At 63.2% G+C, this 25,963-nt stretch carries 26 protein-coding genes and 1 pseudogene; 8 read left to right on the top strand and 19 right to left on the bottom strand.

From position 1 onward, the window contains the following. Positions 1-2 precede the first annotated feature (2 nt). From PF66_RS06725 to PF66_RS06715, 3 genes are read left to right on the top strand one after another with little or no spacing between them, the layout of a single operon-like run. Positions 3-539, top strand: coding sequence for a DUF3833 domain-containing protein (locus PF66_RS06725; protein ID WP_054057361.1), 537 nt, complete (start codon positions 3-5; stop codon positions 537-539). Continuing rightward, positions 536-841: a DUF6482 family protein gene (locus PF66_RS06720; RefSeq protein WP_054057362.1), complete on the top strand. Its 306-nt coding sequence runs from the start codon at positions 536-538 to the stop codon at positions 839-841. Before PF66_RS06725 ends, PF66_RS06720 begins: the two co-directional genes overlap by 4 nt. Before the next feature lie 8 nt (positions 842-849). Continuing rightward, the gene (locus PF66_RS06715) at positions 850-2,376 is read left to right on the top strand and encodes a cryptochrome/photolyase family protein (protein WP_054057371.1); all 1,527 of its coding nucleotides are present in this window, start codon (positions 850-852) and stop codon (positions 2,374-2,376) included. On the opposite strand, the gene PF66_RS06710 is transcribed toward PF66_RS06715, so the two are convergent. From PF66_RS06710 to PF66_RS06635, 17 genes and pseudogenes are all read right to left on the bottom strand, one after another. Then, positions 2,371-3,612 (bottom strand): MFS transporter, encoded by a 1,242-nt coding sequence (locus tag PF66_RS06710; RefSeq protein WP_054062222.1) that lies wholly within the window; start codon positions 3,610-3,612, stop codon positions 2,371-2,373. The genes PF66_RS06715 and PF66_RS06710 overlap by 6 nt on opposite strands. 53 nt (positions 3,613-3,665) lie before the next feature. After that, positions 3,666-5,165, bottom strand: coding sequence for a sensor domain-containing diguanylate cyclase (locus PF66_RS06705; RefSeq protein WP_192842671.1), 1,500 nt, complete (start codon positions 5,163-5,165; stop codon positions 3,666-3,668). 247 nt (positions 5,166-5,412) lie between these two features. Then, entirely contained in the window at positions 5,413-6,144 is a 732-nt protein-coding gene (locus PF66_RS06700) for a proteasome-type protease (protein WP_054057364.1), read from the bottom strand. 64 nt (positions 6,145-6,208) lie between these two features. Next, complete coding sequence (locus tag PF66_RS06695; RefSeq protein WP_054062221.1) at positions 6,209-7,009, bottom strand: transglutaminase family protein; 801 nt, start codon at positions 7,007-7,009, stop codon at positions 6,209-6,211. Beyond that, positions 7,006-7,956, bottom strand: a complete 951-nt coding sequence (locus tag PF66_RS06690; RefSeq protein ID WP_054057366.1) for an alpha-E domain-containing protein — start codon at positions 7,954-7,956, stop codon at positions 7,006-7,008. Before PF66_RS06690 ends, PF66_RS06695 begins: the two co-directional genes overlap by 4 nt. A 3-nt stretch (positions 7,957-7,959) precedes the next feature. Further along, positions 7,960-9,369 carry a circularly permuted type 2 ATP-grasp protein gene (locus PF66_RS06685; protein WP_054057367.1) on the bottom strand — a complete coding sequence of 470 codons (1,410 nt, stop codon included), beginning with the start codon at positions 9,367-9,369 and terminating at the stop codon, positions 7,960-7,962. A 222-nt stretch (positions 9,370-9,591) separates the two neighbouring features. Next, the gene (locus PF66_RS32625) at positions 9,592-10,233 is read right to left on the bottom strand and encodes a hypothetical protein (protein ID WP_152972973.1); all 642 of its coding nucleotides are present in this window, start codon (positions 10,231-10,233) and stop codon (positions 9,592-9,594) included. Between the two features lie 74 nt (positions 10,234-10,307). Then, positions 10,308-10,691 (bottom strand): hypothetical protein, encoded by a 384-nt coding sequence (locus tag PF66_RS06675; protein ID WP_054062219.1) that lies wholly within the window; start codon positions 10,689-10,691, stop codon positions 10,308-10,310. Between the two features lie 289 nt (positions 10,692-10,980). Next, the gene (locus tag PF66_RS32620) at positions 10,981-11,691 is read right to left on the bottom strand and encodes a hypothetical protein (protein WP_152972972.1); all 711 of its coding nucleotides are present in this window, start codon (positions 11,689-11,691) and stop codon (positions 10,981-10,983) included. 133 nt (positions 11,692-11,824) lie between these two features. Then, positions 11,825-12,145, bottom strand: coding sequence for a type II toxin-antitoxin system RelE/ParE family toxin (locus PF66_RS06670; RefSeq protein WP_054062218.1), 321 nt, complete (start codon positions 12,143-12,145; stop codon positions 11,825-11,827). Next, positions 12,142-12,423, bottom strand: a complete 282-nt coding sequence (locus PF66_RS06665) for a ribbon-helix-helix domain-containing protein (RefSeq protein WP_054062423.1) — start codon at positions 12,421-12,423, stop codon at positions 12,142-12,144. Before PF66_RS06665 ends, PF66_RS06670 begins: the two co-directional genes overlap by 4 nt. A gap of 120 nt (positions 12,424-12,543) precedes the next feature. Next, entirely contained in the window at positions 12,544-12,828 is a 285-nt protein-coding gene (locus PF66_RS06660) for a HigA family addiction module antitoxin (RefSeq protein WP_054062217.1), read from the bottom strand. A gap of 697 nt (positions 12,829-13,525) precedes the next feature. Beyond that, positions 13,526-13,957 carry a GNAT family N-acetyltransferase gene (locus PF66_RS06655; RefSeq protein WP_054062216.1) on the bottom strand — a complete coding sequence of 144 codons (432 nt, stop codon included), beginning with the start codon at positions 13,955-13,957 and terminating at the stop codon, positions 13,526-13,528. A gap of 216 nt (positions 13,958-14,173) precedes the next feature. After that, positions 14,174-14,593, bottom strand: a complete 420-nt coding sequence (locus PF66_RS06650) for a single-stranded DNA-binding protein (protein WP_054062215.1) — start codon at positions 14,591-14,593, stop codon at positions 14,174-14,176. Then, positions 14,590-14,991, bottom strand: a pseudogene (locus tag PF66_RS06645) (DUF3158 family protein); the annotation flags it as partial. The gene PF66_RS06650 and the pseudogene PF66_RS06645, both read right to left, overlap by 4 nt. Before the next feature lie 193 nt (positions 14,992-15,184). Further along, a complete protein-coding gene (locus PF66_RS06640; protein ID WP_054062213.1) occupies positions 15,185-16,342 on the bottom strand; it encodes a sensor histidine kinase in 1,158 nt (385 codons plus the stop codon). A gap of 22 nt (positions 16,343-16,364) precedes the next feature. Next, positions 16,365-17,054, bottom strand: coding sequence for a response regulator (locus PF66_RS06635; RefSeq protein ID WP_054062212.1), 690 nt, complete (start codon positions 17,052-17,054; stop codon positions 16,365-16,367). Positions 17,055-17,152: 98 nt separating this feature from the next. On the opposite strand from PF66_RS06635, the gene PF66_RS06630 reads away from it, so the two are divergent. From PF66_RS06630 to PF66_RS06615, 4 genes are read left to right on the top strand one after another with little or no spacing between them, the layout of a single operon-like run. Then, the gene (locus tag PF66_RS06630; RefSeq protein ID WP_054062211.1) at positions 17,153-18,646 is read left to right on the top strand and encodes an efflux transporter outer membrane subunit; all 1,494 of its coding nucleotides are present in this window, start codon (positions 17,153-17,155) and stop codon (positions 18,644-18,646) included. After that, positions 18,643-19,482 carry a MipA/OmpV family protein gene (locus PF66_RS06625; protein ID WP_054062210.1) on the top strand — a complete coding sequence of 280 codons (840 nt, stop codon included), beginning with the start codon at positions 18,643-18,645 and terminating at the stop codon, positions 19,480-19,482. The genes PF66_RS06630 and PF66_RS06625 overlap by 4 nt, the downstream gene beginning before the upstream one ends. Before the next feature lie 10 nt (positions 19,483-19,492). Continuing rightward, positions 19,493-20,620 (top strand): efflux RND transporter periplasmic adaptor subunit, encoded by a 1,128-nt coding sequence (locus tag PF66_RS06620; RefSeq protein ID WP_081009801.1) that lies wholly within the window; start codon positions 19,493-19,495, stop codon positions 20,618-20,620. A 3-nt stretch (positions 20,621-20,623) separates the two neighbouring features. Beyond that, positions 20,624-23,671 (top strand): efflux RND transporter permease subunit, encoded by a 3,048-nt coding sequence (locus tag PF66_RS06615; protein WP_054062209.1) that lies wholly within the window; start codon positions 20,624-20,626, stop codon positions 23,669-23,671. Positions 23,672-23,719: 48 nt separating this feature from the next. Here PF66_RS06615 and PF66_RS06610 read toward each other — a convergent pair whose 3' ends face one another. Beyond that, positions 23,720-24,136, bottom strand: a complete 417-nt coding sequence (locus PF66_RS06610) for a MarR family winged helix-turn-helix transcriptional regulator (RefSeq protein ID WP_054062208.1) — start codon at positions 24,134-24,136, stop codon at positions 23,720-23,722. An 81-nt stretch (positions 24,137-24,217) separates the two neighbouring features. On the opposite strand from PF66_RS06610, the gene surE reads away from it, so the two are divergent. Beyond that, the gene (gene surE, locus PF66_RS06605) at positions 24,218-24,973 is read left to right on the top strand and encodes a 5'/3'-nucleotidase SurE (RefSeq protein ID WP_054062207.1); all 756 of its coding nucleotides are present in this window, start codon (positions 24,218-24,220) and stop codon (positions 24,971-24,973) included. A gap of 209 nt (positions 24,974-25,182) precedes the next feature. Here surE and PF66_RS06600 read toward each other — a convergent pair. After that, positions 25,183-25,963: alpha-hydroxy-acid oxidizing protein (locus PF66_RS06600; protein ID WP_054062206.1), on the bottom strand; the 781-nt coding region annotated here is incomplete at its 5' end.

Here is a 25,963-nt window from a genome sequence, read left to right as displayed (position 1 = left end):
GCATGTACAGAAGTCTGCTGTTGATCTGCTGCCTGCTGTTGGGCAGTTGCGGCAACGTTGATGTCGATCGTTATGCCGGGGAGCAGCCGCGCCTGGACCTGGTGGAGTTCTTTTCCCGACCGGTGCAGGCCTGGGGCATGTTCCAGAAGCGTTCGGGCGAAGTGGTCAAGCGCTTCCAGGTGCGCATCGACAGCCGCCGTGAAGGGCAGAGCCTGATTCTCGACGAGCATTTCCTCTACAGCGACGGGACCCGCCAGCAGCGGACCTGGACGCTCACCCCGGATGGCCCCGGTCGCTGGCGCGGGACGGCCGGTGACGTGATCGGCGAGGCACGGGGGCAGGTCGCCGGCAATGCCTTGCGCTGGCGTTATCGCCTGGATCTGCCGGTCGATGGCCGGCACTGGGCAGTCGACCTGGACGACTGGATGTACCGCATGGATGACGACACCCTCATCAACCGCTCGAGCATGAGCAAACTCGGCGTGGAGATCGGGCAGATCACCCTGTTCTTCCGCCGCCTGCCGGAGGGCACACCATGAACCTGCAACACCTGACCGAGCTGGCCCACGCCGGCGCCATCGATGAGCTTGAACTGCTGTCCCTGGAGGGCGGTTTCTATGTCCTGCGCGCACTGACCGGGACCGGGCCGCAAACCTTGTGCGATGCCCGAGGCGAGGTGATGCACCTGCGCTCGACCACCGAACTGCGACAATTGCTCGCCGATGTACCGCCGTTGCGCTGCACGCTGGTGCAGCACGTGGTGCACGATGAGATGTGCGGGCAGCGCAGCGGCCCGATCGAACCCCTGCGGGTGCCGGTGACGCTGGCCAACCAGTGGTAGCGCAGGCGGTGCGGCTGGGCCTGGTGCTGGGCGACCAGCTTTCGTTCGATTTGGCGGTACTGCGCGCACTGGACCCGACGCGCGATGTCCTGCTGATGGCCGAGGTCGAGGGTGAGGCGCGCTACGTGCCACATCATCCACAGAAGATCGTGCTGATCTTCAGCGCCATGCGCCATTTCGCCCAGGCCCTGCGTGAGCGTGGCTGGCGGGTGCATTACGTGCCGCTGGACGATCCGGGCAATACGGGCAGCATCGCCGGCGAGCTGCGCCGCTGGCAGGCCGGGCTGGGCGTTGAGGAACTGCACGTGACCGAGTGCGGCGAATGGCGCCTGGAACAGGCCCTGCGCGACTCCGGGTTGCCCCTGGTCTGGCACCGTGATACCCGCTTCCTGTGCTCGCGGGAAGCCTTCGCGCGCTGGGCTGCCGGCCGCAAGCAATTGCGCATGGAGCACTTCTACCGGGGCATGCGCAAACGCTGCAACCTGTTGCTGGAGCCCGACGGTCGCCCGGTGGGCGGTGCCTGGAACTTCGACGGCGACAACCGCAAAGCGTTGCCCCGGGGCTTGCGCGGGCCATTCCCGGCACATTTTGCCCGGGATGCGACCACGGCGGCGGTCGTGGACCTGGTCCGTGAGCGTTTCCCTGAGCACTACGGCGCGCTCGACACCTTCGACTATCCGGTGACCCACGACCAGGCACGGGAGCTGTGGGCGCATTTCCTCGAGTTCGGCCTGGCGGCCTTCGGCGACTATCAGGATGCGATGGCCGAGGGCGAGCCCTATCTTTTCCATGCCCGTATCAGTGCCGCGCTGAACATCGGCCTGCTGGATGTCCGCCAGCTGTGCGAAGACGTCGACAGCGCTTGGCGCGAGGGGCGGGTGCCCCTCAACGCCGCCGAGGGTTTCATTCGCCAATTGATCGGCTGGCGCGAGTACGTGAGGGGCATCTACTGGCTGCGCATGCCCGAATACGCCGGGCTCAACTACCTGGGTAACGAGCGTGGATTGCCGGAGTTCTACTGGACGGGGAAGACCCGCATGCGCTGCATGGCCCAAGTCATCGGCCAGACCCTGGAACTGGGCTACGCCCACCATATCCAGCGGCTGATGGTCACCGGCAATTTTGCGCTGCTGGCCGGGATCGCGCCGCCTGCGATCTGCGAATGGTACCTGGCCGTCTACCTGGATGCCTTCGACTGGGTTGAACTGCCCAACACCCTGGGCATGGTGATGCATGCCGACGGCGGCTACCTGGGGTCCAAGCCCTATTGCGCCAGTGGTCGCTATATCCAGCGCATGTCCGACCATTGCAAGGCGTGCAGCTACAAGGTCGAGCGGGCGGTGGAGGAGGATGCCTGCCCATTCAATGCGCTGTACTGGCATTTCCTCATCCGCCATCGCCAGCCGCTGGCGGCCAACCCGCGGCTGGCCCTGGTCTATCGCAGCCTCGACGGCATGTCGCAGGCACGGCGTGAGGCCTTGTGGCAGCGTGGCGAGACCTTGCTGCAGCGCCTGGACCGTGCCGAGGTGTTATGAAAAGGCCACTTGCGGGGCCGTTCGAGCGCGGGTCTCCGGCAGGGCGAGCAACACCAGCATGAAGGCGGCCGCGGCGATGGCGGCCAGCGTCAGGAAGGCGGCATCGTAGCCGGCCGACTGGACCACCAGCCCGGCGAGCCCCGGGCTCAGCGCCGCACCGAGGCCGAACACCGTGCTCAGCGCACCCAGGCTGACATTGAAGCGGCCACTGCCCTCGGTCAGGTCCTTGACCACGATCGGGAACAATGCGCCGAAGATCCCCGCGCCGATGCCGTCGAGCAGTTGCACAGCGACCAGCCAGAACGGGTTGTCGGAGACCACGTAGAGTGCGCCGCGCAGCGGCAGGATGAGAAAGCCGGCGAGCAGGAAAGGCTTGCGCCCCCATTGTTCGGCCTTGGCGCCCACCAGCAGTGCCATCGGTACCATCACCAGTTGCGCCGCGACGATGCAGGCGGAAGTGAGCGGCGTGGCCAGGTGCAGATCGACCTGCGACAGCTTCTGGCTTACCAGCGGCAGCATCGCCGCGTTGGCCAGGTGGAAGAGGGCGCAGCACACGGCGAACAGCAGCAGGGTGCGGTTATGCAGCAACAGCGCAAGGCCGGCCGGGTGAGCGTCGCCCGCTGGCAGATGGGCCAGGCCACGTGCCACCTGGTGATCGATGGCCGCGCCGGGTATCCGACTGACCGCGATGAGGCTGGCCACCGTCATCACCGCCATCAGGTAGAACACCACCACGGGCCCGTACAGGTAGGCCAGGCCACCGGCCAGCAGGGCCGAGCAGGCATTGCCGGCGTGGTTGAAGGTTTCATTGCGGCCCACGCGCCGAGTAAAGGCCTTGGGGCCGGTAAGGCCCAGGGAAATGGCGGCAATGGCCGGGGCGAACACCGAGCCGGCCAGGGCGCTGGCGGTCTGCGTCAGGGCCACCAGCCCGAACGACGAGACCATCGGCAGCAACAGACAACTGCCGGTGACCAGCAGGGCGGCGATCACCACCACCGCGCGCTTGGCTGGCGTCCTGTCGATCAGCGCGCCGGCCGGCGTCTGGGCCAGCAGTGCAGCGATGCCGGCCAGGGTCATGACCAGGCCGATGCTCGCCGGCTGCCATTGGTGCACGGCCAGCAGATAGATCGCCAGGTAAGGCCCGAGGCCGTCGCGCACGTCCGCTAGGAAAAAGTTCAGCCAGTCAAGCGCACGGTTGGAGGAAGCGGTTTGCCGGAAGTCGTTCAAGGATGCGATCTCGATTGGCCAGAGGAGGGGGACACCATCAGCATGTGCCTTGCCGGCCTGTTTCAGCCGACATGCAGGCGGTTGCGCCCGGCCTCCTTGGCGATGTAGAGCGCCTGGTCGGCACGTTCGAGCAGTGGCTGCCAGTTGTCGAGGTCAGTTTTCGTGGCGCAGGCAATGCCAATGCTGACGGTCACCTGTGCAAAGGGACTGCTCGGGTGAGCGATAGGTTCCAGAGCCAGGCGTTCGAGCATCAGGCGCGCGACCACGGTGGCGCCGGCGCTGTCGGTATCGGGCAGGATCACGGCCATCTCTTCACCGCCGTAGCGCGCCAGCAGGTCGGGTGGACGGCGAATGCAGGTCGAGAGCAGCCGGGCCACCTGTTGCAGGCAGGCGTCGCCGGCGGGGTGGCCGTAGGTGTCGTTGTAGCGCTTGAAATGATCGATATCGATCATCAGCAACGCCAGCGATGTCCCGTTACGACGGGCTCTGCCGACTTCCTGCTCCAGGGCTTCGTCAAAGCAGCGCCGGTTGGCGAGGCCGGTCAGGGCATCGTGCATCGCCAGGCGTTCGAGTTGCTGGTTGCTGTCGAGCAACTGTTGCTGGGTCAGCCGCAGTTCGTTTTCCACCGCGATACGGCGGTTGATATTGCGTATCAGCATCCAGCCGATGGTGCCTGTGACCACCAGCAGACCACACACCACCAGCAACGACAGCAGTGCCTCCAGTTGCCAGGCCGCCAGGGCTTCACGCTTGCCCAGGGCCACGGTGGTCACCAGGGGCAGCTTGTCGCTCTTGCGAAACGCGTACAGGCGCTCCACCCCGTCCAGGCTGGAGGTGAAGGAGGCGGTGCCCACCGTCTTGTCGATCAGGTACTTGGCGTAGATCGGCGACTTGGAGAAGTTGCGACTCATGTCCTGCTCCCGAAACGGGTAGCGCACCAGCATCGAGCCGTCGGTGTAGGACAGACCGATGGCGCCCTCCTGGCCCACGTCGATCTGGCCGAACAGGCGCAGGAAGTTCTCCACCCCCAGCGTAACGGCCACCACGCCGGCGAACCCGCCGTCGGCGTCGTTGAAACGGCGACTGATGGTGATCACCCATTCATTGTTGGTGCGGCTGCGGATGGGCAGGCCGATGAACGGCTCGCGCGATGGGTCGTCGCGGTGATGGATGAAGTAGGCCCGGTCGCTGCTGTTGGCACCGACCGGTATCGGGCGGTTGGACGACATCAGCCAGTGTCCGTGCCTGTCGTACACGGTAATGCCGCTCATCTGCGGCATCAGGGGCTGCTGGCGGCTGACCAGTTGGCTCAGGCGTTCGATCTGGGCGGGCCCGCTGCCTTCGGTTTCCAGGCGCTCGACCAGGCCGAGCAGCAGCAGTGAGCTCTGCCTGACGATGCCTTCGGAATAGGTGGATAACGCCTGGGTCAGGTTCAGGCTGTGGGTGTTGATTTCCTCCAGCGCCCGCTCGCGGGAGGCCATCACTTTCCAGAGCGTCAACGAGGCGAGTGAGCAACCGATGATCGATAGCAGAAGGACAACGAGGTGGATGTCACGCTTCACGTCAATACCTGATAGGAGTCCGAATTCCTGGGCCGGCGACCCTTTCCGAAGGGGGCATAGCACAAAGCCATTCCTGGTTTCGGGCAAAGGATACAGGGACTCGGGTCGGGATGCAGTAGCCAGTCGGTGGCAGGCGCCTGCAAGGGGGACTGCGCCCGCTTGCACTCGAGTCGCAGGCGCACCGCACGGACAAGGGGCACCTGCCAGGAAAAACCTCGATGAACGAAAGGTCCGGTTACGGGGGACGTCAGGCCATGTAGTCTTTGGGCGGTGCCGGCAGATCGGCCAGCAGGTCCCTGAGCCCGGTGCACCACTGGTTGCGGATCTGGGCGTAGTAGGGATCGTCCTGGGTGATGCGATAGCTTTGCGCCGGCCCGAAAGCGTCCTTGCGATACACCAGCAGGTCCAGGGGCATGCCCACCGACAGGTTGCTGCGGATGGTTGAATCGAACGAGATCAGGCCGCAACGCAACGCCTCGCCCAATGACGTCTGGTACGTCAGGTTGCGATCGAGGATCGGTTTTCCGTACTTGCTTTCCCCCAGTTGCAGGAACGGCGTGTCCTCGGTGGCCTGGATGAAATTGCCTTGCGGGTAGATGCTGTAGAGGCCCATCGGTCCGCCGGCAATCTGCCCACCGACCAGAAACGAGCAGCTCAGGTCGACCTTGCTCGCCAGTTTGCTGCGATCGCGGATGACGACCTCACGGATGGTTTCGGCCACCAGCACCGTTGCGTCATAAAGCGTACGGACATTCAACAGGTGGTTGCCCGTGCCGTTGCAACGCTGCCTGAGCAGGTTGACCACCGATTGCGAGGTGGCCAGGTTGCCCGCGCTCTGCAGAACGAGCAGCCGCTCGCCCGGCGTGCTGAAAATGAACAGTTTGCGAAACGTCGAGATCTGGTCGATCCCGGCATTGGTGCGTGAATCGGAGACAAACACCAGCCCGTCGGCAAGGTGCATGGCCACGCAGTACGTCATCTGTTTTACCTGTGTACGTTGAATAGCCCGCCGTCATGGCGACGGCGGGTTGAAGTGGAGGGGCCTACTGTTGCTGTTGCCCCTGTGGGAGCGAGGTGACCTTGACCTGCGCCAGCATCGACTCGGCTCCGCCTCCGCGGCGCATGCCGCGTACCGGACAGGCATCGAGGTAGTCCAGGCCCACCGCCAGTTTCAGGTGACGATCGGGCCTGGCCAGCCGATTGGTCACGTCGAAGCTGTACCAGCCATCCTCCAGCCAGGCCTCGGCCCAGGCGTGACTGGCCAGGTGGTTTTCATCCTCGGTGCACAGGTAGCCGGAGACGTACCGGGCCGGGATCCCCAGGCTGCGGGCGCAGGCAAGAAATGCATGGGTATGGTCCTGGCACACGCCCACCCCGGCGGCGAACGCCTCGGCCGCGGTGCTGTCGACCGCGGTCGTGCCAGGGCTGTACGGCATGCGCTCGGCCAGGCCCGCCATCAGTTCGATCAGGGCGGCACGATCACGGCGGCGGCCGCAACGTTGTGTGGCAAAGTCGATCAGGGCCGCGTCGGCCAGGGTCAGGCGGCTGGTACGCAGGAACGGCAAGGGCGACTGGCTGTCGTGTTCGACTTCCAGCGACTGGTCGATTTCCACCTGCCCGCAGGCACTCAGCGCCAGGGCGCTGTGGGGCTCTTCCAGGGTCAGGACGTGCAGCACGTTGCCATAGGGGTCGATCTGGCTCCGTACCTGGCGGGGCATCTGCACGCGCCAGTCGAGGATCTGCTGGCGCTCGGTGCTCTTGGGCGTCAGGCGCAGGAACTGGATGCTTGCGCTCACCGGGTTGGCGTAGGTGTAGCGAGTGTCGTGGTGTATGGCGAGCTTCATACGACCTCCAGGTAGGAGTGGTGAACCGTCTGGCCGAGTTGGCGGATGCATTCGATGAAATCGGTCAGCCAGGGGTGCAGGCCGGCCTCCAGGATCTCGTCGATGTCGGTGTAGCGCAGGCGCGCGTTGAGTTCCGCGGCCATGCGCTGCGAGGCGCGGCCACTGTTGCTGGGCAGGCCGGCGAGGATGTGGTCCAGTTCCTCGATGCACGCATGCAGTGAGCGCGGCACGTCGGCGCGCAACAGCAGCAGTTCGGACACCTGCCTGGCGCTGGGAGCATTGCGGTAGATCTCGTTGAAGGCCTCGAACGCCGACAGGGCGCGTAGCAGGGCGCTCCACTGGTAGTAGCCGCGGGCCGAATGGTCGCTGACCTCTTCCGACGCCTCGCCGAACATCTCGTAACGCACGTCCAGCAGGCGCAGGGTATTGTCGGCCCGCTCGATGAAGGTTCCCAGGCGGATGAAACAGTAGGCATCGTTGCGCATGATGGTGCCCGCCGTGGCGCCACGGAACAGGTGCGAGCGCTCCTTGACCCAGTCACAGAACTGGCTCATGCCGTAGCGGGCCAGGCCATTGCTGGCGATCTTGCGCATTTCCAGCCAGGTGGCGTTGATGTTCTCCCACATGTCGGCGGTGATCCGCCCGCGCACCGCATGGGCATTGGTGCGCGCCGCCTGCAGGCAGCAGTAGATGCTGCCGGGGTTGGTTTCGTCGAAGGCGAAAAAATGCAGCATGCGCGCGGTGTCGAGCGCGTCGTGGCGCCGGTTGTAGTCATCCAGGGTGCCTGCCGCCAGCAGCGACATGGCCAGCTCGGCCTGGCCGTCGGTGCGGCCGGCCTGGGGCATCAGCGACAGCGAGTAGCTGACTTCGAGCATGCGTGCCAGGTTCTCGGCGCGCTCCAGGTAACGGGACATCCAGTAGAGGTCCGCAGCGGTTCTTGAAAGCATGTGTCAGTCCTCCACTACCCAGGTGTCCTTGGTGCCGCCGCCCTGGGACGAGTTCACCACCAGCGAGCCTTCACGCAGGGCCACCCGCGTCAGGCCACCGGGGACCAGGCGGGTTTCGCTACCCGACAGGACGAACGGCCGCAGGTCGATATGACGCGGCGCGATGCCGTTCTCGACGAAGGTCGGGCAGGTCGAAAGGCTCAGGGTCGGTTGGGCGATGTAGGCCTCGGGGCGGGCCTTGAGCCGTGCGCGGAAGTCTTCGATCTCCGCCGCCGTGGCGGCCGGCCCGACCAGCATGCCGTAGCCGCCGGAGCCCTGGGTTTCCTTGACCACCAGTTCCGGCAGGTGCGCCAGCACGTGGGACAGCTCCTTGGGGTTGCGGCATTGCCAGGTCGGGACGTTCTTGAGGATCGGTTCCTCGTCGAGGTAGAAGCGGATCATGTCGCCGACGTAGGGGTAGATCGACTTGTCGTCGGCCAGGCCGGTGCCCACGGCATTGGCCAGCACCACGTTGCCCGAGCGGTAGGCGGCAATCAGGCCGGGTACCCCGAGCAACGAGTCGGGAGTGAAGGACAACGGATCGAGGTAGGCGTCGTCGAGGCGCCGATAGATCACGTCCACCTGTTTCGGGCCGGCGGTGGTGCGCATGAAGACATGGTCGTCGCGCACGAACAGATCGGCCCCTTCGACCAGTTCCACGCCCATCTCCCGGGCCAGGAACGCGTGTTCGAAATAGGCGCTGTTGAAACGACCCGGGGTCAGCACCACGGCGGTGGGGTTGTCCAGCGGGCTGGCGCTCTTGAGGGTGTCGAGCAGCAGGTTGGGGTAGTGGTCGATGGGCGCCACGCGCTGGCTGGCGAACAGCTCGGGGAACAGCCGCATCATCATCTTGCGGTCCTCGAGCATATAGCTCACGCCGCTGGGGGTGCGCAGGTTGTCTTCGAGCACGTAGTAGCTGCCATCGCCGTCACGCACCAGGTCGACCCCGGCGATGTGCGCATAGATGTCGCGGTGCAGGTCCAGGCCCTGCATGGCAATCTGATAACCCTCGTTCACCAGCACCTGTTCGGGCGGGATGATGCCTTGCTTGAGAATGCGCTGGTCGTGATAGACGTCGGCCAGGAACAGGTTCAACGCCTGCACCCGTTGAATGCAGCCGCGTTCGACCATTTGCCATTCGCTGGCCTTGATGCTGCGGGGGATGATGTCGAAGGGGATCAGGCGCTCGGTGCCCTGTTCGTCCCCGTAGAGGGTGAAGGTGATACCGGCGCGGTGGAACAGCAGGTCGGCTTCGCGACGGCGCTGCTCCAACAGTTCGGGCGGTGTATCCGCCAGCCAGTGTGCAAACGGCTGGTAATGGGGGCGGCAGGCACCGTCCGCGTCATACATTTCGTTGAAAAAATCTCGGGACATATCGCACTCCTTGCCGTTCAAGACGACGGCATTTTCCTTCTACCTGGCTATTTCACGATGCGAGACCCTGCGAGAGATGATCGAGTACTGGCTGTGGGGGCACCTCAGTGTGCGTTATCGACTTCCAGCGGCGCTTCGGATCGGCGCCGCTTGCCTTTCCATGCTGGTGGCCTGGCTCACATTTTTCTTTGGTGAACGAAGACTTGCGCTGGTAGGCAAGCTTTAGCAATAACGATGCCGGAAAACCGCAAGTGCAGAAATCGACCGCTTTTCCCGGGTGGGATGATCGATTTTGCGGCATCTGTATCGGTTATCGGCGTCGAGGCCGGGCGATGCGGGAAGACCAGGCGCCGGCCCTGTTCCTACGACACGGGGTTGCGCACCAAAATGGCGCGCCAGAGGAGGATGGTTGCACCTGGCGGAGGGACTTGCAGCGTTTACAGGCTCTCGGGGTCCCCGCAGATGAGCGCTGTTGATTTCCCAGCAGCGGCTGTAGTGCCCGGTCTCGAAGGCCAGTTGTCGGCTGCGTTGCTGGGCGATCGCCCGGGAGTGAAAGTCACCCAGCAGAACCGGGGGCTGACGATCATGGGCGAGCAGGGCGTAGATCACCTGAACCACGGCCCCGATATACGGGTAGTGAGCGTCCTGCTCCTCGGGGGCGGCTTGTGCCGTCAGGACCCAGGCATGCTCGTTGTTGAACAGACAGGGCCGGCGGTTGGGTTGGTCGTCGGCGAGATCACCCTGGGACGGGTGTAGCGGTAGATGGCTGAGGGGCGCCTCCACATCGTAGAGAATGGCCAGCAAGCGTTGAATACGCAGATCGCTGAAACCGCGGGCGAACGGGTTGAAGGGAGGAAGTGGCATGTGTCGGTCTCCTGTGTGGGGGAGAGGGACACTGCCCGACGGGAAGTGTCCCGTCGGGGTGACTGGCTGATGGCTTACCAGCCGTCGTAACTGAGGATCAGGTTCGCGAGTAGCGTACGTCGCTCCAGGTCCAGCCCACCGAAATCGGCCAGGCCCTGGACACAGCTTTGCTGCAACAGCGCGCCGCCGTCTTCGGCGTCATACACGCTGACCAGCGCCGCCAGGAAGATCTGCTCCCCGTGGCTCATCACGCCAATGGCGTGTCGGATCAAGGAGAGGTTGGGGCAGAGGTCCCATTTACTCTGGGCTTGTTCGAAGCCTGAGCGACTGCCATCGCCGAAATAGCTGATGCCGGCCAACTGGGCGGCCTGTTTCCAGGTGGGGAAAAAGCGAGGTGCTGTTGGGTGCTGCGAGCGAATCAGTTCTGCCAACTGAGCGCCGAGGGTTTCCTTGGGCATGGTCTGGCCTCCAGTCAAGGACGGTGGGGAGCACCGCCTGATGGGATCGGTGTACCTGCGGGAGGGGGGGCAGGCCGTTGGATCAACGCGATCAGGACCGCGTCGTAGCCTTGAGGATCTTGGCTACCTGGGCGAGTGCCAAACAGTTGGCGTCACTTGCAGTAGTTTGGGTATGAGCAATAAAGGTGGGGAGTTCCAATCAGATACTGCGTAGTATCTGTTTTATTTGAGCATTGTACGTGCTGTCGCCGGGGGCTGTGTGCAGCCCCCGTCCGTGATCTGATATAGGTTAGATACTTGGTCCACTTGGCCAATTGTCTTCATCAGGTTCATCAGTCGGCTCTGGGACGATACCCAGTTTTGCCCATCCTGCCAGGTCATGAAATGAATTGAAGGCATAGCTCTCCACTGGGCCTAGCATGGAAATCCCAAAAACCACGACAGGAAATTTTTGCTGGCGACTTTCACCACCTCGCAAGCTAAGCAGCCATTGTAGGTATGGGGCGAACTCATCAGCCGGAAGTCCTGCTTTTTCTTGTGCTAGCGCGTGTGCAAGTGCCGCGCCTTCAAAAACAGTTGTTTTATCGGCTTTGGGGTCGATCTCTGCAAAAGCAAGCGTTTCACACAAAGGTAGTCTATTCCGATTGCAGACCAAGTCTTGGTACACTCCTCCTTGAATATGCAATCCCGCGTTAAGTTGCTTTTTTCCCCACATTGCAAAATGACATGCTCGGTGGAGTAGTCTTGCTTCTCTGCTAACAATGAGGCCGGTGCAGAGTACGCAGGCGGAGTGCTTATTCTTCTCTGCACCAAGGTTGTAACGGCTCGATTTAAACTCTATCAGCAAGAACCGATCGTTTGCAGCGAACATCTCGTCTGCATTGAAGTGCCTGTCTGTGCCGCATAGTGGAATACTTAAATCAAGAGCACCGATCGCGTTGCAAGCCCTGAAAAGTTGTCGGTGAAAAGTTTTTGCGACGCTATCTTCTCGTCCTGACACGAGCCATTTCCCTGAGATGCTTTCATTAATCCAGGAATGCTAGCAAAGTGCTATGTTGGCGTCTATCACAAGCCGAGCCATGGATGGGCTAATCCAACTCCGATATGTCACGTGAACAGCCATTAGCTTGGAATCACTCATCATGTTCCTGCCGCCAATGACTGTCATAATCCTGCCCTCCATAGAACACACCTAAAATTGATACCGTTGCGGTTTTGGGCTCGGCGATAAAGGCAATGATCGTGCTATGTCGATAGTGAGTGATGCGCAAGCCAGGCATCAGGTCGTCACGGCAGTTACCGCGCAGAGGGAAGGTGGACAGGCCCTCGCAGTGACGGATGATGGCATCGACATACTGTGCGGCAAGGGTGGGCGAGGCCGCGCTGGCGAGGTAGTCTTCAAGGGCGTCGAGTTGCATCAACGCCTCGGGTGCGAAGACTACGCGGTAGGTCACAACGTTTCCGTGCTTCGACGTTGACGCCTGGCGGCCAGGTGTTCGCGAACCTGGTCAGTGGACAGGGCACGGTCCGGGTCGTCTTTGAGGGCCACGGCCGCCGGGACCACCTGGTTACGCAGCCATTCCTCCATCGCCCGGTCTCGTGCCAGCAGGGCACGCAGCCCGTCACGAATCACTTCGCTTTCGGTGGCGTACTCACCGGCCTCCACTTTGGCCTTCACCGCCGCTGCCATCTCCAGGGGGAGGGTGATGCTCATTTGTTGGGTTGAGCGCATGGTGGACTCGATCATTTCATGGACAAGTAGGATTAAATCCTACTCCCTCATCGGCTGGTTGCAACCGGTAACTGACCGGCGTTGAAGGGGCCTCGGCCTGAGCCGAGGCGGTTGAAAGGTTCAGACGAGCGCCAAGCGTTTGATCGGCGGATGCTCGCGTTGCTGGGCCTGCCACAGATCATGGGCCACCTGCTCGGCCAGGTACTGGCGAGCGTTGCCCAGGCCGGCCAGTTCCAGGCGGTAGGCCAGCTCCGCGGAAATCGCGGCATGACCGTGTAATACGGTTGAGAGCTGCCCGCGAGAATAACTCAGGTGTTGGGCCAAGGCCGTGATGCTGAGGCCCACTGCCGGCAGTACGTCTTCAGGCAGGGCTTCTCCCGGATGGGGAGGATTGTGCATCGGCATCAGGCACCTCCTTAGTGATAATCCAGGTCATAAGGGGTGCACGCAACGTCCAGGGAGCCGAGCAAATGATGCAGGCGTGCCACGTGGTCGGCGCGCACACCGGAGGTGTCGCCGCGTTGATGTAACGCCCTCAGTCCCTTGTGCCGGAAGCGCCGGATCATAGTAACGGCAATGTCTGGTCTGAGCGGGCGCGGCTCAAAGAAAAAGGTTGAATAGACATGTCGAGGCTCCTGTAGGGGGGCGCCGTTGGGCGTTGACGCCACCGACGACGTGAAGAGACAGGGACGGCCAACGCCTGGGCGTGCGCAGCCTTGAAGGCCTCGGCTGCCTGGGTATGTGCCGATCGTTCGGCAGGTACGCAGGCAAGCTTGTCTGGGGAAGGGAGGGGCAGCACTTGGGTTTACGCTGCGGGAAGTGCCCGAATTGACGTGAGCAAAAAAGAGCCTCGACGCGCTTCAACATCCGAAGGCGGTGCGCAGAGGCTCAACTGTTCACAAGCGTGAAGTGGTGAGCCGCGTAGGCGAAGTTCAGATAGCTCACCACGGGTGCGCCGGTCTCAGGGTGCCGACGCCCGTCCATGCTAAAAAGCCTGGCGACCTGGTATCAAGGTTGTCCTGATAAGCGGGGTAGGAGGAGGATGACCCCACCGCACTCCACTGTCTGCTGTTGCTGGGAAAGCACGAGGTAGTGCCTGTTCTCACGCATTCTGATTGCCTGAGCGAATAATCGAGTAGCGACCAATGTCGTCCCGCTTCTGCCATCCACGCCGTGCCCAATATTCCTGGGCCTCGGTGTTCTCCACCAACACATCGAGATGGGTTTTGTAGATCCCGATCTTTTCCAGTTCCACAAGGCACCGCTCTACCAGTGTGTTGGCAATTCCTTGACCCCGGTGAGCCTCTTCGACCACGACATGCTGAAGATAGCCTCGGCGTCCATCGTGGCCACACATCGCGCAACCGACGATCCTCCCTTGATCGACGCACAAGAAGCTCAAATTGGGATTGCGGGTTAAATAGCGCGCTGTCGCCGACTTGGAGTCTGTGTCGCGAACGACGATGCCTGGCGTACGGCGCATCAGGTCCATAACACCTTCATGGTGATCGAGGGTGTAAGGGATAATGTTCATGGAAGCGTCTCGGTAACGATGGGGATGAAGCCCAGCATACGCTTAGCGCCTCTGCCGAGGGGGGAGTGGTGAGCCCAAGCGAAGTTCAGGTAGCCCACCACTCGGTGCGCCGGCCTGCGTGGAACCGACGCCCGTCCATGCTAAAGAGCATGGCGCCGAGGCTTCAAGCCTCTCTGGATAAACGGGGTAGGACGGGGATGACAGGGGGCGGTGCTTTCAGGTCGAGGGCGCCTGCTCACTGTCTTCCGTCGGCTGCGGCGTGGAGGGTTCTGGCCCTGCCAGCAGGATCACTTTCGCCAGTCGATAGGGCAGGATGGCAATCCGGCGTGCCTCGATCTTGAAGGTCACACGCGGGTTGTCCTTACGGTCCTCCCACTCCTCCCGGAGGGTGCGACCCTCGACCAGCACCCGCATACCTTTCTGGTACAACGCTTTCCACTGCTCGGCGTCCGGGTGCCACCACTCCACGGGGGCCCAGTAGCCGCCCCGGTCCTCGTAGCCGTCCTTGGTGGGGACCGGGTTATCGAAATAGATATTCAGCCGCAGCAGGCGGCGGGGCTCAAGGTTGTCACGCGGGAATTCCCGGTACTCGGGCGCCGAGCCGATGTTGCCCTCACCGAAGAAGTGGGTGCTCATAAGACCTCCGTGCAACGGGTGCGTTGCTGCTGGATGCGTTCGGCATAGGCCAGCTTATGGGCCGTGCTGCGGGCCAGCCTGGCCAGGGTGTGGGCCAGGCTGATCTGGGCGTTGAGCAGCAGGCGTTGGTGTTCCAATTGGTACAGCGTCGGCACCAGGGCGGACGGCGTGTTCGGGGCCAGCAGCAGGGCGCGCCACTGCGCCACGCCCATCGCCGTGCGATCGACACGGCGCCAACGCAGGAAGGCGGTGCCCGCCGGAGTGGCCTGCTGCCTCAAGTGCACCGGCAACAGGTGCAACGGGGGCGTGCCGGCGCGGGCCAACATCGCCGGCAGCGCCTGCCGGATCAGCTCATCCCGTTGCGCCACGCAGGCATCCGCCAACGCCAGCAGCGCCCCCTTACCCTTGAAAAGGCCTTAGGCGGAATCATAAATTCATGTGAATCGCTTCTTTTTCAGGAACTGAAATCAGCTTGCGGAGCCTGCAATAGGCTCAATAATGCCTAATTTCATGCGATTTATACCGACTGCTATGCCGGGCGGGGCCACGGCCGGCATAGCAATCGACGGCCCCGGAAAGCGTCAATGTGCATCAGGCCGGCATCTCGATCCGGATCACCGTACCGCCGCCGACACGATTGGCGGCGGCAATGGTGCCGCCGTGCGCGGCGCAGATGGCCTGGGCGATCGACAGACCCAGACCGCTGCCACCACTGTGCCGGGCGCGGGAACGCTCGGCCCGCCAGAAGCGGTCGAAGATGTTGCTCAGGTCCGCGGGGTCGATGCCGGGGCCGCGGTCGGCGACGCTAAGGATGATCGAGGTCCCGGCCGTGACGGCACTGATCTGCAGGTCACCACCCTGGGCGGCGTAACGCAGGGCGTTGTCGATAAGGATGTTGATGACCTGTCCCATGCGCCCATTGTCGGCGCGCAGGTGCAGGCTTTCGGCGATTCGCACCTCGGGCTCGATGCCGGCGCTGTGCAGTTGCGTGTTGAACCAGCTCAGGCGTTCATGGACGAGTTGCCCCAGGTTGAACCGGGTCTTGTCCAGTACCAGCTGACCCGCCTTGGCCAGCGACAGCAGGTGCAGTTCGTCCACCAGCTTGTTCAACTGGTCGAGTTGTCGCTTGACCCGTTCCAGCTGGTTGAGGTCACGGGGAAAGACTTCGTCCATCATGCCCTGGACACGTCCCAGGGCGGCATTCAGCGGGGTGCGCAGTTCGTGGGCGATCATCGCGCTGGACTCGCGCACTTCCTGTTCATAGCCCTGCAGTTGGGTGGTCATGCTGTTGAAGTCGCCGATCAGGCACTGCAACTCGTCGGGGGCCTTTTCGTTGGCCGGCAGACGGGTCGAAAAGTCGCCCTGGGCGACATGGCGGGCCATTTGGGCGATGGATGAAAACTGGCGTGACAGCGGGCGTGAAAACAGAAAGCCGAACAGCAGGATGAGCGGAATGGACGTGGCCACCAGCAGCCAGAGCAGCAGCCAGTCGCTGTTGCCCAGGCCGGCCAGGACGTTTTCGATCGGGTAGTACTGGCTCAGGATCTGCCAGAGCCTGGCCTGGTTGAGCTGTGGATCGGCCCGCAGTTGCTGGAATTCGGCTTGCACAGGCACGGGAATCCTTTGCAGCATGGCCCTGTCCATCAGGGTGAAGTGCACCCACATGGCGAAGGCGATGGCCAGCACCGCGCCGATGGCCAGCAGGCTCATGCGCAGACCTACCCAGTGCCACAGGCGGACCCTTTTCATTCTCAGGTATCGGGGCACGTCATCACCTGAACCGGTAGCCAATGGAGCGGACGGTCACCAGCACGTCCACGATTGCGTGGACTTCGAGCTTGCGCCGCAGGTTGTGCACGTGGGTGTCGACGACCCTGGCCAGGGCGTCGCTGTCCGGCAGGCAGATCTCCAGCAGTTCGTCCCGGGTGAAGGCCTTGGCCGGGGTGGCCAGCAGGGTGGCGAGCAGCTTGAACTCGGTGGGCGTCAGGTCGAGCAGGATGGGTTCGCCGCCGACGCTGTCGATGGCGGCGGTGACCGCCTCGAGATCCACCCGCAAGCGGTTGTAGCACAGTTGGCGGTCATTGTTGGCGCTGCTGTTCGAGCGTCGTAGCACCGCGTGGACGCGGGCCACCACTTCCTTGGGGTTATAGGGCTTGACCACGTAGTCGTCGGCACCGTAGCGCAGTGCCCCGAGTTTTTCCGGCTCGTCACCCATGGCGGTGACCATGATCACCGGTGTGTCACTGCTGCGGCGGACCGTGGACAGCACCTCGGTGCCGCTCACTCTCGGCAGCATGATGTCCAGCAGAATCAGGTCGGGTTTCCATTGCCGATGCAGGTCGATACCGCGCTGTCCGTCTTCGGCCAGCGCGACCTCGAAGCCATCGCGTCGCAGGTAGGCCTCCAGAATACTGGCACTGTCGGCATGGTCCTCGACGACCAGAATACGTTTTCCTGACACGGGGAAGCCTCTTGATCAAATCTTGATATTTTGCGGACGATTCATTGAAAGTCGGCCCTTAGGATGGCTCGCAGACCTCATTGTCGCGAAGCGATCCTATGCTGACGAATACGCCCTTGTCCAAGTCTACCCGACGCCTTGCGCAGCGCCTCTGCGAGCTTCTGCTCGCCTTGGCGGTGGCGGGGTGTTCCCTGGCACCCGACTACGAGCGTCCGGTACCGGCTGTGCCGCGACAGCAGGGCCAGAGCCTGGTCGCAAACCCTGTGGAAGGGGCACCGGCAAGCTTGTCCGCTGATGAAGAGACCCTGCTGGCGGAACTGGCGCCGGACGGGCAGCTTCGCCGACAGGTCGTGCTGGCGCTCGGTTCCAACCGCGACTTCCAGTTGGCGGGCCTTCGTGTGCTGGAGGCCCGGGCGCTTTACGGCGTCAGCGATGCCGACCGCAGCCCGACCTTGAATGCCGGCCTTCAGCGTGATCGTCAGCATTTCGATAACGCGGCGGCCGACGAGCGCTACGGACAGGACCTGAGTGTCGCCTCTCTCGGGGTCTCGGACTTCGAACTGGATTTCTTCGGCCGGGTGAAGAACCTCTCTGCGGCGGCACGCCATGACTATCTGGCGACGACCCTCGGTCAGCAGGCGGCCCGTCGTGCGTTGCTGATCGAAATCGTCCGCGCCTACCTGCTCGAACAACAGGCCGGTGCCCGACAGGTCGCTGCCCAACGTATCTGTGAGGCTCGCCAGGCGTTGCTGCGCATGGCACAGGAGCAGCAGCGCGAGGGCGCGTTGTCCGTCGACGACCTGGCGTTGACCCGAGGCGAGGCGCTAAGCGCCCAGCGCCAGTTGCAGGCGGCTATCGCCAATCATTCGCGCGCCACCCAGGCCCTGGCACTGTTGGGCGGCTATGGCCCGACCTGGACGGCTGCGCCGCCGGTGTCCGATGAGGCGCTGGCGATGGCCTTGAGCACGCCCGGCTGGCTGGTCGACATGCCCTCCCAGCGTCTGCTGGAGCGCTTCGACGTGCGTCAGAGCGAGGAGTCGCTCAAGGCCGCCAACGCCAATGTCGGCGCCGCCAGGGCGGCCTTCTTTCCGACCATTCGGTTGAGCACCGGAATCGGCGTGGCGAGTGAAAGCCTGGGGCATCTGCTCGATGCCGGCCGGGGCGCCTGGCTGTTCTCGCCCCAGGTGACGCTGCCCTTGTTCGACGGCGGGCGTTCCCGGGCCAATCTGGACCTGGCCGAGGTGCGCCGGCAGATAGCTGTCGTGCAGTACCAGAAGACCGTCCAGGCGGCCTTTCGTGAAGTCGCCGATGTCTTGACCCGGCGGCAGCAGGTGCTGGAGCGCCTGCACAGTGAAACCGACCTGCGCAACCTGGCCCAGGAGCAGGCCGATCGCCTGTCCCTCGTGGTGGCGGCGGGCGGCGCCGAGCGCGGTCAGTTGCTGACCTCCCGCATTCGTCTTGCCCAGGCCGACCTGGCGTGGCGGCAGTCCCGCTACGACGTGTTGCTCAATCGCCTGGATATCTATCGCGTGCTCAGTGGTACGGATGCCGCAGCACCTCCATCTCATCCTGATACCGGAGCCTCATCATGAATCCTATCAACCTGTTGCGTGAACCGGGCATTGCCTTGCCCCGATGCCTGCTGGCTGCCGGCGTATTGTTCTGCAGTGGCGTCAGCCTGGCCGAGCAGGGCGCTACGAACACCGGGCAAAGCCTCTGGGGAGAGAAGACCGACGTCACCCTGGGTATGGGCGTCGCCATTGTGCCGCGCTACATGGGCGCCGATGAATATCGCCATCAATGGGTACCGACGCTGAGCCTGCAGCGCGGCCTGCTGTTCATCGACAGCACCCGCGGCCTGGGGCTGCAGTGGCAATCGCCCAGTGGCTTCAGTGCCAGTGCCGCGCTCAACTATGACTTCGGTCGACGCGATAAAAATACCAGCAGTCGTCCCGGTTCCAATGAGCTCGAAGGCATGGGCAGCGTGGCTGGGGCGACGGTGGCCGATTTCACGCTGGCACAACAACTGTTGCCATGGCTGTCCGTCAGCGCCGAAGCCGAGTTGCGCACCGCCGGGCAGAAGCGCGGCAACCGCTATCGGCTGGGGGTGGAGGGCATCGTCTATCACAACCCGAGGGACACGGTTGCCGTCGATGTCGATGCCCATGCCGGCGACGGGCGCTACAACCAGACCTACTTCGGTGTCAGCTCACTGCAAAGTCAGCGCTCCGGGTTTTCCAGGTTCCAGGCCGATGGCGGGATCTACGCCTATTCGATGGCCCTCAACTGGCAGCATATGTTCGATGCCCATTGGTCGACGGTGGCCAGTCTCGGTGCCTCGCATTACACCGACCAGGCAGGCGCAAGTCCGCTGGTGGAAACCCACCTCGAAGCGACCGGCCTGCTCGCGTTGAATTACAGCTTCTGAGGGGCCATTCATGGAACGCTCTTTCGATTTGTTACGCTGCTGCGCGGTGAGCAGCAGCCTGTCCGGATGGCTGGTGCTGATGCTAGGCGCCTTGATGTTGTGGGGCTGCTCCAGGGAGCAGCCTGCCATCGCGCCCGTCAAGCGGGCCGTGAAGATCGAGGCCGTGACGCCGTTGAACGGCCGTGATGCCGTATTCACCGGTACCGTGCGTCAACGTCAGCGTGCAGAGCTGGCCTTTGAATCCGCTGGGCAGATGGTCGAGCTGTTCGTCGAGGTCGGTGACACGGTCAGGGCAGGGCAGGTGTTGGCCAGCCTGGATCTGCAACCGGCTCGGCTTCGCCTGCAGCAGGCTCGGGCCAGACTGGACGCCAGCCGGTCACAGGCTGTCGAGCGCGCAAGCAACCTGGTACGCCAGCAGCGGCTGTTCGCGGCGGGCAGTGTTTCGCAAGGCGTTCTTGAGCAGGCAAGCGAGAGCGATGCGCAGGCGCAGGCCGAAAGGCGTCGGGCACAGGCCGATCTGGCCCTGGCTCAGCGCGAGCTCGAGCGCAGCCAACTGATGGCGCCGTTCTCCGGGCGGGTCGTCTCGCGTCGGGCGGACCGTTATGCCCAACTGGGGGCTGGGCAAGTGGTGCTGGAGGTGGAATCGGCCGGCGACCAGCAGGTGGTCGCGTCACTGCCCGTGTACCAGGCGGCAGGACTCAAGCCGGGCGACTCAGCGTCGGCCTACCGTGCCGATTCGCCTGACAAGCCGTTTGCTCTGGTGCTGGAGGGTGTCTCGCCGAAGGCCAGCAATGGCCTGACGCAACTGTGCATTTTCAAGGTTCGTGATCCGTCCACGGCCATTCCCAGTGACCTCACCGTGCTGGTGCATTTGCAACAGCCCACGCCCCCTGTCCTGTCCATTCCCGAGCGGGCGCTGTGGGTGGGCGTGGACAAGCCCTACGTCTATGTCTACCTGCCGACGGAGCAGAAAGTCTTCAGGCGGCCTGTATCGATCCAGAGGGTCGAGGAGGGCCGAGCATTGCTCGAAAGTGGCCTGCAGCGAGGCGAATGGGTGGTCACCGCCGGCGCTTCGTTCATCACGGATGGTCAGTCGGTCAGCATTTTCCAGCCCACCACTCGCCTGATCGGGAACTGAACCATGAGCCTTACCCGCAGCGCGATCAACTCCAGTCGCCTGACCTTGTTCGCCGCCTTGCTGATCCTGCTGGGCGGGGTGGTGACCTTCCTCGGCTTTCCTTCGCAGGAGGAACCTTCGATCACCGTTCGTGATGCGTTGGTGAGCATTGCCTTCAACGGGCTGCCGGTCGAGCGGGCAGAAGAGCTGCTGGCCCGGCCAACGGAAGAAAAACTGCGCGAGTTGCCCGAGATCAGGAACCTGGTCACGACCGTGCGACCGGGCAGCGTGATCATCCAGGTCACGGCCTACGATGAGATCAAGGACCTGGGAGCGCTGTGGCAGAAAGTCAGAGCCAAGGCCGCCGAGGCCGGTGCCGGTTTCCCAGCCGGAGCCCAGGGCCCGTTCGTCGATGATGATTTCGGTCGGGTCACGGTGGCCTCGGTGGCCGTGACCGCACCGGGCTACAGCCTGGGCGAGATGCGCGGGCCGATCAAGCGCCTGCGCAACCAGCTCTATGCCTTGCCGGGTGTCGAGCAGGTCGAGCTGTATGGCTTGCAGGATGAGCGCCTGTATATCGACCTTGATCGCCAGCGCCTGGCCGCTACAGGCTTGTCCGTCCAGCAACTGGTCCAGCAACTGCAGGGGCAGAACGTCATCGCCACGGGCGGAATTCCGGTCCTGGGCGGGCAGAACACCACCCTGACGGTGTCCGGTGAAGTGCTGGGCGAGACGCAGCTTCGCCAGTTGCCGCTGCGATTGTCCAATGGCGAGACGCTGCCGTTGCAGAGTGTCGCCAAGGTCTCTGTCGGGCCCGCCGATCCGCCGGAGACGGCCGCTGTCTATCAGGCCCAGGACTCCGTCGTATTGGCCGTTTCCATGCAGTCGGGACGTAGCATGCAGGCGTTCGGCAAGACACTGCGTGCGCGTCTGAAGGAGCTGGAGCGTCAGTTGCCGGCGGACTTCACCCTGCACGTGGTGACCTTCCAGCCGGATGTCGTTCATCACGAAATGCAGAAGATGCAGCATGTCATGGCGGAGACCGTGGTCATCGTCATGGCGGTGGTCATGCTGTTCCTCGGCTGGCGTACCGGCCTGGTGGTGGGGGCCATCGTGCCGCTGACCATTCTCGGCTCCCTCATCGTCATGCGCGCGGTGGGGGTTGAACTGCAGACTGTATCGATCGCGGCGATCATTCTGGCGCTGGGCCTGCTGGTCGACAATGCCATTGTCATCGCCGAAGACATCGAGCGGCGGATGCACCTGGGGCAGGACCGGCGTTCGGCGGCCGAAGAGGCCGGGCGCACCCTGATGATTCCATTGCTGACGTCCTCCCTGGTGATCGTGCTGGCGTTCTCGCCGTTTTTTCTGGGCCAGACCAGTACCAATGAGTACCTGCGATCGCTCGCAACGGTGCTGGCGGTCACGCTGCTCGGCTCCTGGCTGCTCAGCGTCACGGTGACGCCGCTGCTGTGTTTCTACTTTGCCAAGGCACCCTCCGCGGGCCAGGCCTGCGAACACCCGGACCAATACGATTCGAGGTTCTACCGCGGTTACCGGCGTCTGATCGCGACGTTGCTGAATTACCCCAAAAGTTTTCTCGGCGGCATGCTGGGGTTGCTGGCGGCAGCGGCTTTCGTGCTGTCCCAGGTGCCTTATGACTTTCTGCCCAAGTCCGATCGCATGCAGTTCCAGATTCCGCTCACGCTGGAGCCGGGCAGCAGTTCCCGCGCGACGTTGCAGACGGTACGGGAAATCAGTCGCTGGCTGAGCGGTGATCGCGATGTCCTGGACAGCATCGGCTATGTCGCCGGGGGCGGTCCGCGCATCGTCCTGGGGCTCAATCCGCCGCTGCCGGCTCCGGAGGTTGCCTACTTCACGGTCAGCGTCCGCGAAGGTGCCGACTTGGACGCGGTCATCGAACGGACTCGTCGCTACCTGTTGAGCGAACACCCGCAAGTCGAGGCGCAGCCCAAGCGCTTCTCGATGGGAAGCACCGAAGCCGGCGTGGTGATCTATCGGGTGATCGGTCCGGACGAAGCAGTCCTGCGTGATCTGGCTGGCAAGCTCGAGTCGGCGCTGCGGGCCTTGCCCGGCACCGAGGACGTGCACGACGACTGGCGTACCCGCCTTTCGCGCTACACGGTGCAGGTCGATCCCTACAAGGCACGGCTGGCCAACATCGGCAGCACGGAGATCGCCCAGGCCCTGCAATTGCGAAGCGACGGGATTCAGGTGTCATCGTTGCAGGACGGTGAGGCGGTGGTGCCGATCGTCGCGCGTGAGGTGGGTTCGTCCGGCCTGGACCTGGGCAGTACCCTGATATTTCCGGCCAACGGCGCGGCCGCATTGCCCCTGTCCGCGATTGCGACGCTGCGGAGCGAGTTCGAGGCCTCGACCATTCAGCGCCGCAATCTGCAGCGGGCGATCACCGTGGTGGGGCATAACCCGTCGTTGACCGCCAGCTCGATTGTCGAACGACTGGCCCCGCAGGTGGCAAAGCTGGATCTGCCTGCTGGTTACCGGATCGAACTCGGTGGGGAAATCGAAGATGCGGCGGCGGCCAACCAGGCCTTGCTGAAATACCTGCCGCACGCCCTGGTGGCGATCCTGCTGCTGTTCATCTGGCAGTTCAATTCGTTCCGCAAGTTGCTGATTGTCGTCGCCAGCGTGCCCTTCGTACTGATCGGCGTGGCCGTGGCGTTACTGCTGACGGGGTACCCGTTCGGCTTCATGGCGACCTTCGGCCTGCTTTCGCTGGCCGGGATCATCGTCAACAACGCGGTACTGCTGCTGGAACGCATCGAGGCGCAGTCAACGGCGGGGGAGTCGCTGCATGACGCGGTGGTGATGGCTGCGGTGATGCGCCTGAGGCCCATCGTCATGACGAAGCTGACCTGCATCGTTGGCCTGGTGCCGCTGATGCTGTTCGCCGGCCCACTGTGGAAGGGCATGGCGATCACCATCATGGGCGGTTTGGCACTGGGTACCCTGGTGACGCTCGGGCTGGTGCCGGTGCTTTATACGTTGTTGTTTGGCCATGCCAGGCCTCGGTCCAGCACTGGCTCCTGAGGGCGCGTGGAAAGCCAGGTCTCACTGATAACCGGGTGTGCTCGATGCTCAGGGCGCCCGGGCAAGCTTGACCAGGATGGGAATGATGTTTTCCAACTGCTCGCGTTCACTGTCTGTCAGTTGCGATTTCATGGCTTCACCCAACCAGGTGTCTCGCCGGTCACGACTGGCTTTGAGGAGGGCTTGTCCCTGTTCTGAAAGTGAAAGCAGGATCTTGCGCCGATCTTGTTGATCGGCCTGGCGATGAATCAGGCCTGCGGCCTCCAGGTCCCGAAGTGTGGCGGCAAGGTTGGAGGACTGCATGCTTTCCGCCTTGGCTATCACCGACGGTGTGGCGCTGCTGCCATGGTGATCAATCGAACTGAGCACCAGCATTTGCGTCCAGGTTTCAGGGGAGTTGCGCCCCTCCTGGCGCAATCTCTTGGCCAGTTGGGTGATGTGTTTTCTCAAGGCTGAGGCGTTCATTGTGATTACTATCTAAATATAGCTATATATACATAGGTATTATGTCGTAGTGTGTGCCAATCTAGCCTGGGGAGAGAGACAATGGAAGCGGGCAGGCCTTTGTTCGAGAGGGTATTGCTTACGAATGACGACGGTATCGATGCGCCCGGATTGAAGGTGCTGGAGCGAATCGCTGGCAGGATTGCCCGTGAGGTCTGGGTCGTGGCCCCTCTCTTGGATCAAAGTGGAGCCTCAAGCGCCATCAGCCTTCACCGCCCCTTGCGCTTGAGCAGCCATGGGGTGCGGCGGATGGCTGTCGACGGTACGCCAAGCGATTGTGTGGCGATGGCCTTGGGGCATTTGCTCACGCACCCGCTGCCTGACATCGTTCTTTCAGGCATCAATCGAGGGGCCAATCTGGGCAACGAAACCGCCTTCTCAGGAACGGTGGGGGCGGCGATGACGGGCCTGCTTTTCGGCGTGCCTTCGATCGCTCTGAGCCAGGCATTCGTGGACGGAGCGGCGATGCCCTGGGGTTGCGCACAGGATCAGGGAGCGCAGATCTTGCGGCAGATTGTCTCGATGAAGTGGCCCAGGGATGTCTGCCTGAATGTCAATTTTCCTGTGGTCATGGCAGGGCAGACGCCCCCGATCAGCATCACGCGCCAAGGAAGGGGCGCTCTGCGAGGCGTACGCGTGGTGAGCGGCCAGGATCCGCGGGGTCAGGAGTTTCATTGGTTGCAGTTGCACCGTGAGTCGGTATCTGACGAGGAACATTCGGAGACGAAGGCCTTGCAGGAGGGTCATGTCACGGTAACGCCGCTCAGCTTTGACAGGACCTGTCTAGCCGAGATCTAGTTGGGGGCTGAATCTCTTTCCCGGGAATCGAGCAGGGGTGTCAGTCGTGTGCTCGTCACCGGCCAGCCTCACGCTTGAAGCTGGGGGTGAAGGTACGTCGTTGTCTGCTCATCGAACACCTCTGTATGGCGATCATTCTCGCCTAAAAAGGTGTCCGGGGTTAGTTGACCACTACAGAGGCGCTACGGGCCGCCCCGCAGTGCCGATCCTCAAGGCGTCCGGATCACCAGCTCCGCCGACAACCCGTCGACCGAGGCGCAGCCCAGGTTGGCCAAGGTTCGGCTCATCTCATCCTGGAAGATGTCGAGGACTGCGCTCGCGCCCTTCTCTCCAGCCGCGGCGAGCCCATAGAGCAGGGGCCGGCCGATGAGTACGCCACTGGCGCCCAGGGCGAGTGCCTTCACGACGTCGGACCCGCGCCGGAAGCCGCTGTCGACCAGCACCTTACCGGGATGCGCTTGAGCGATGTCCGGCAGCGTCGCCAACGGCGAACAGCTGGCATCGAGCTGACGTCCCCCGTGGTTTGACAGGATGACGCCGTCGGCGCCCAGCTCGATGCAGCGGGACGCATCCTCGGGGTGCAGCACGCCCTTGACCAGTAAGCGATGGGGCCAACGCTGCCGCAGTCGCTGCAGGGCGTTCCAATCGAAGCTCGCATCCATTTTCCGCGAGAGCAGGGCGGCCTGCAGTTCGACGTCATAGGCTTCCCGGCTGGCGAAGTTGGCCATCTGCGGCATGCCCCCGGTGAGCAGGCGCCAAGACCAACGCGGATGCAGCATGCCATCCAGTAGCACCTTGGGGCTGCACTTGAACGGCAGACCGAAGCCGCTGCGCAGGTCACGTTCTCGCTTGCCGTTGACCGCAACGTCGGTAGTCAGGACCAGGGTTCGATAGCCCGCCGCCAGTGCCCGGGCGACGAGCTGATCGGCAAGGGTAGGGTGCACCACGTACAGCTGGAACCAGAGGTCGCCACCGACCTGGTCGGCTACC

Source organism: Pseudomonas asplenii (assembly GCF_001293465.1).
Taxonomy (GTDB): domain Bacteria; phylum Pseudomonadota; class Gammaproteobacteria; order Pseudomonadales; family Pseudomonadaceae; genus Aquipseudomonas; species Aquipseudomonas fuscovaginae_B.
This window is presented reverse-complemented; position numbering and strand designations above follow the sequence as displayed.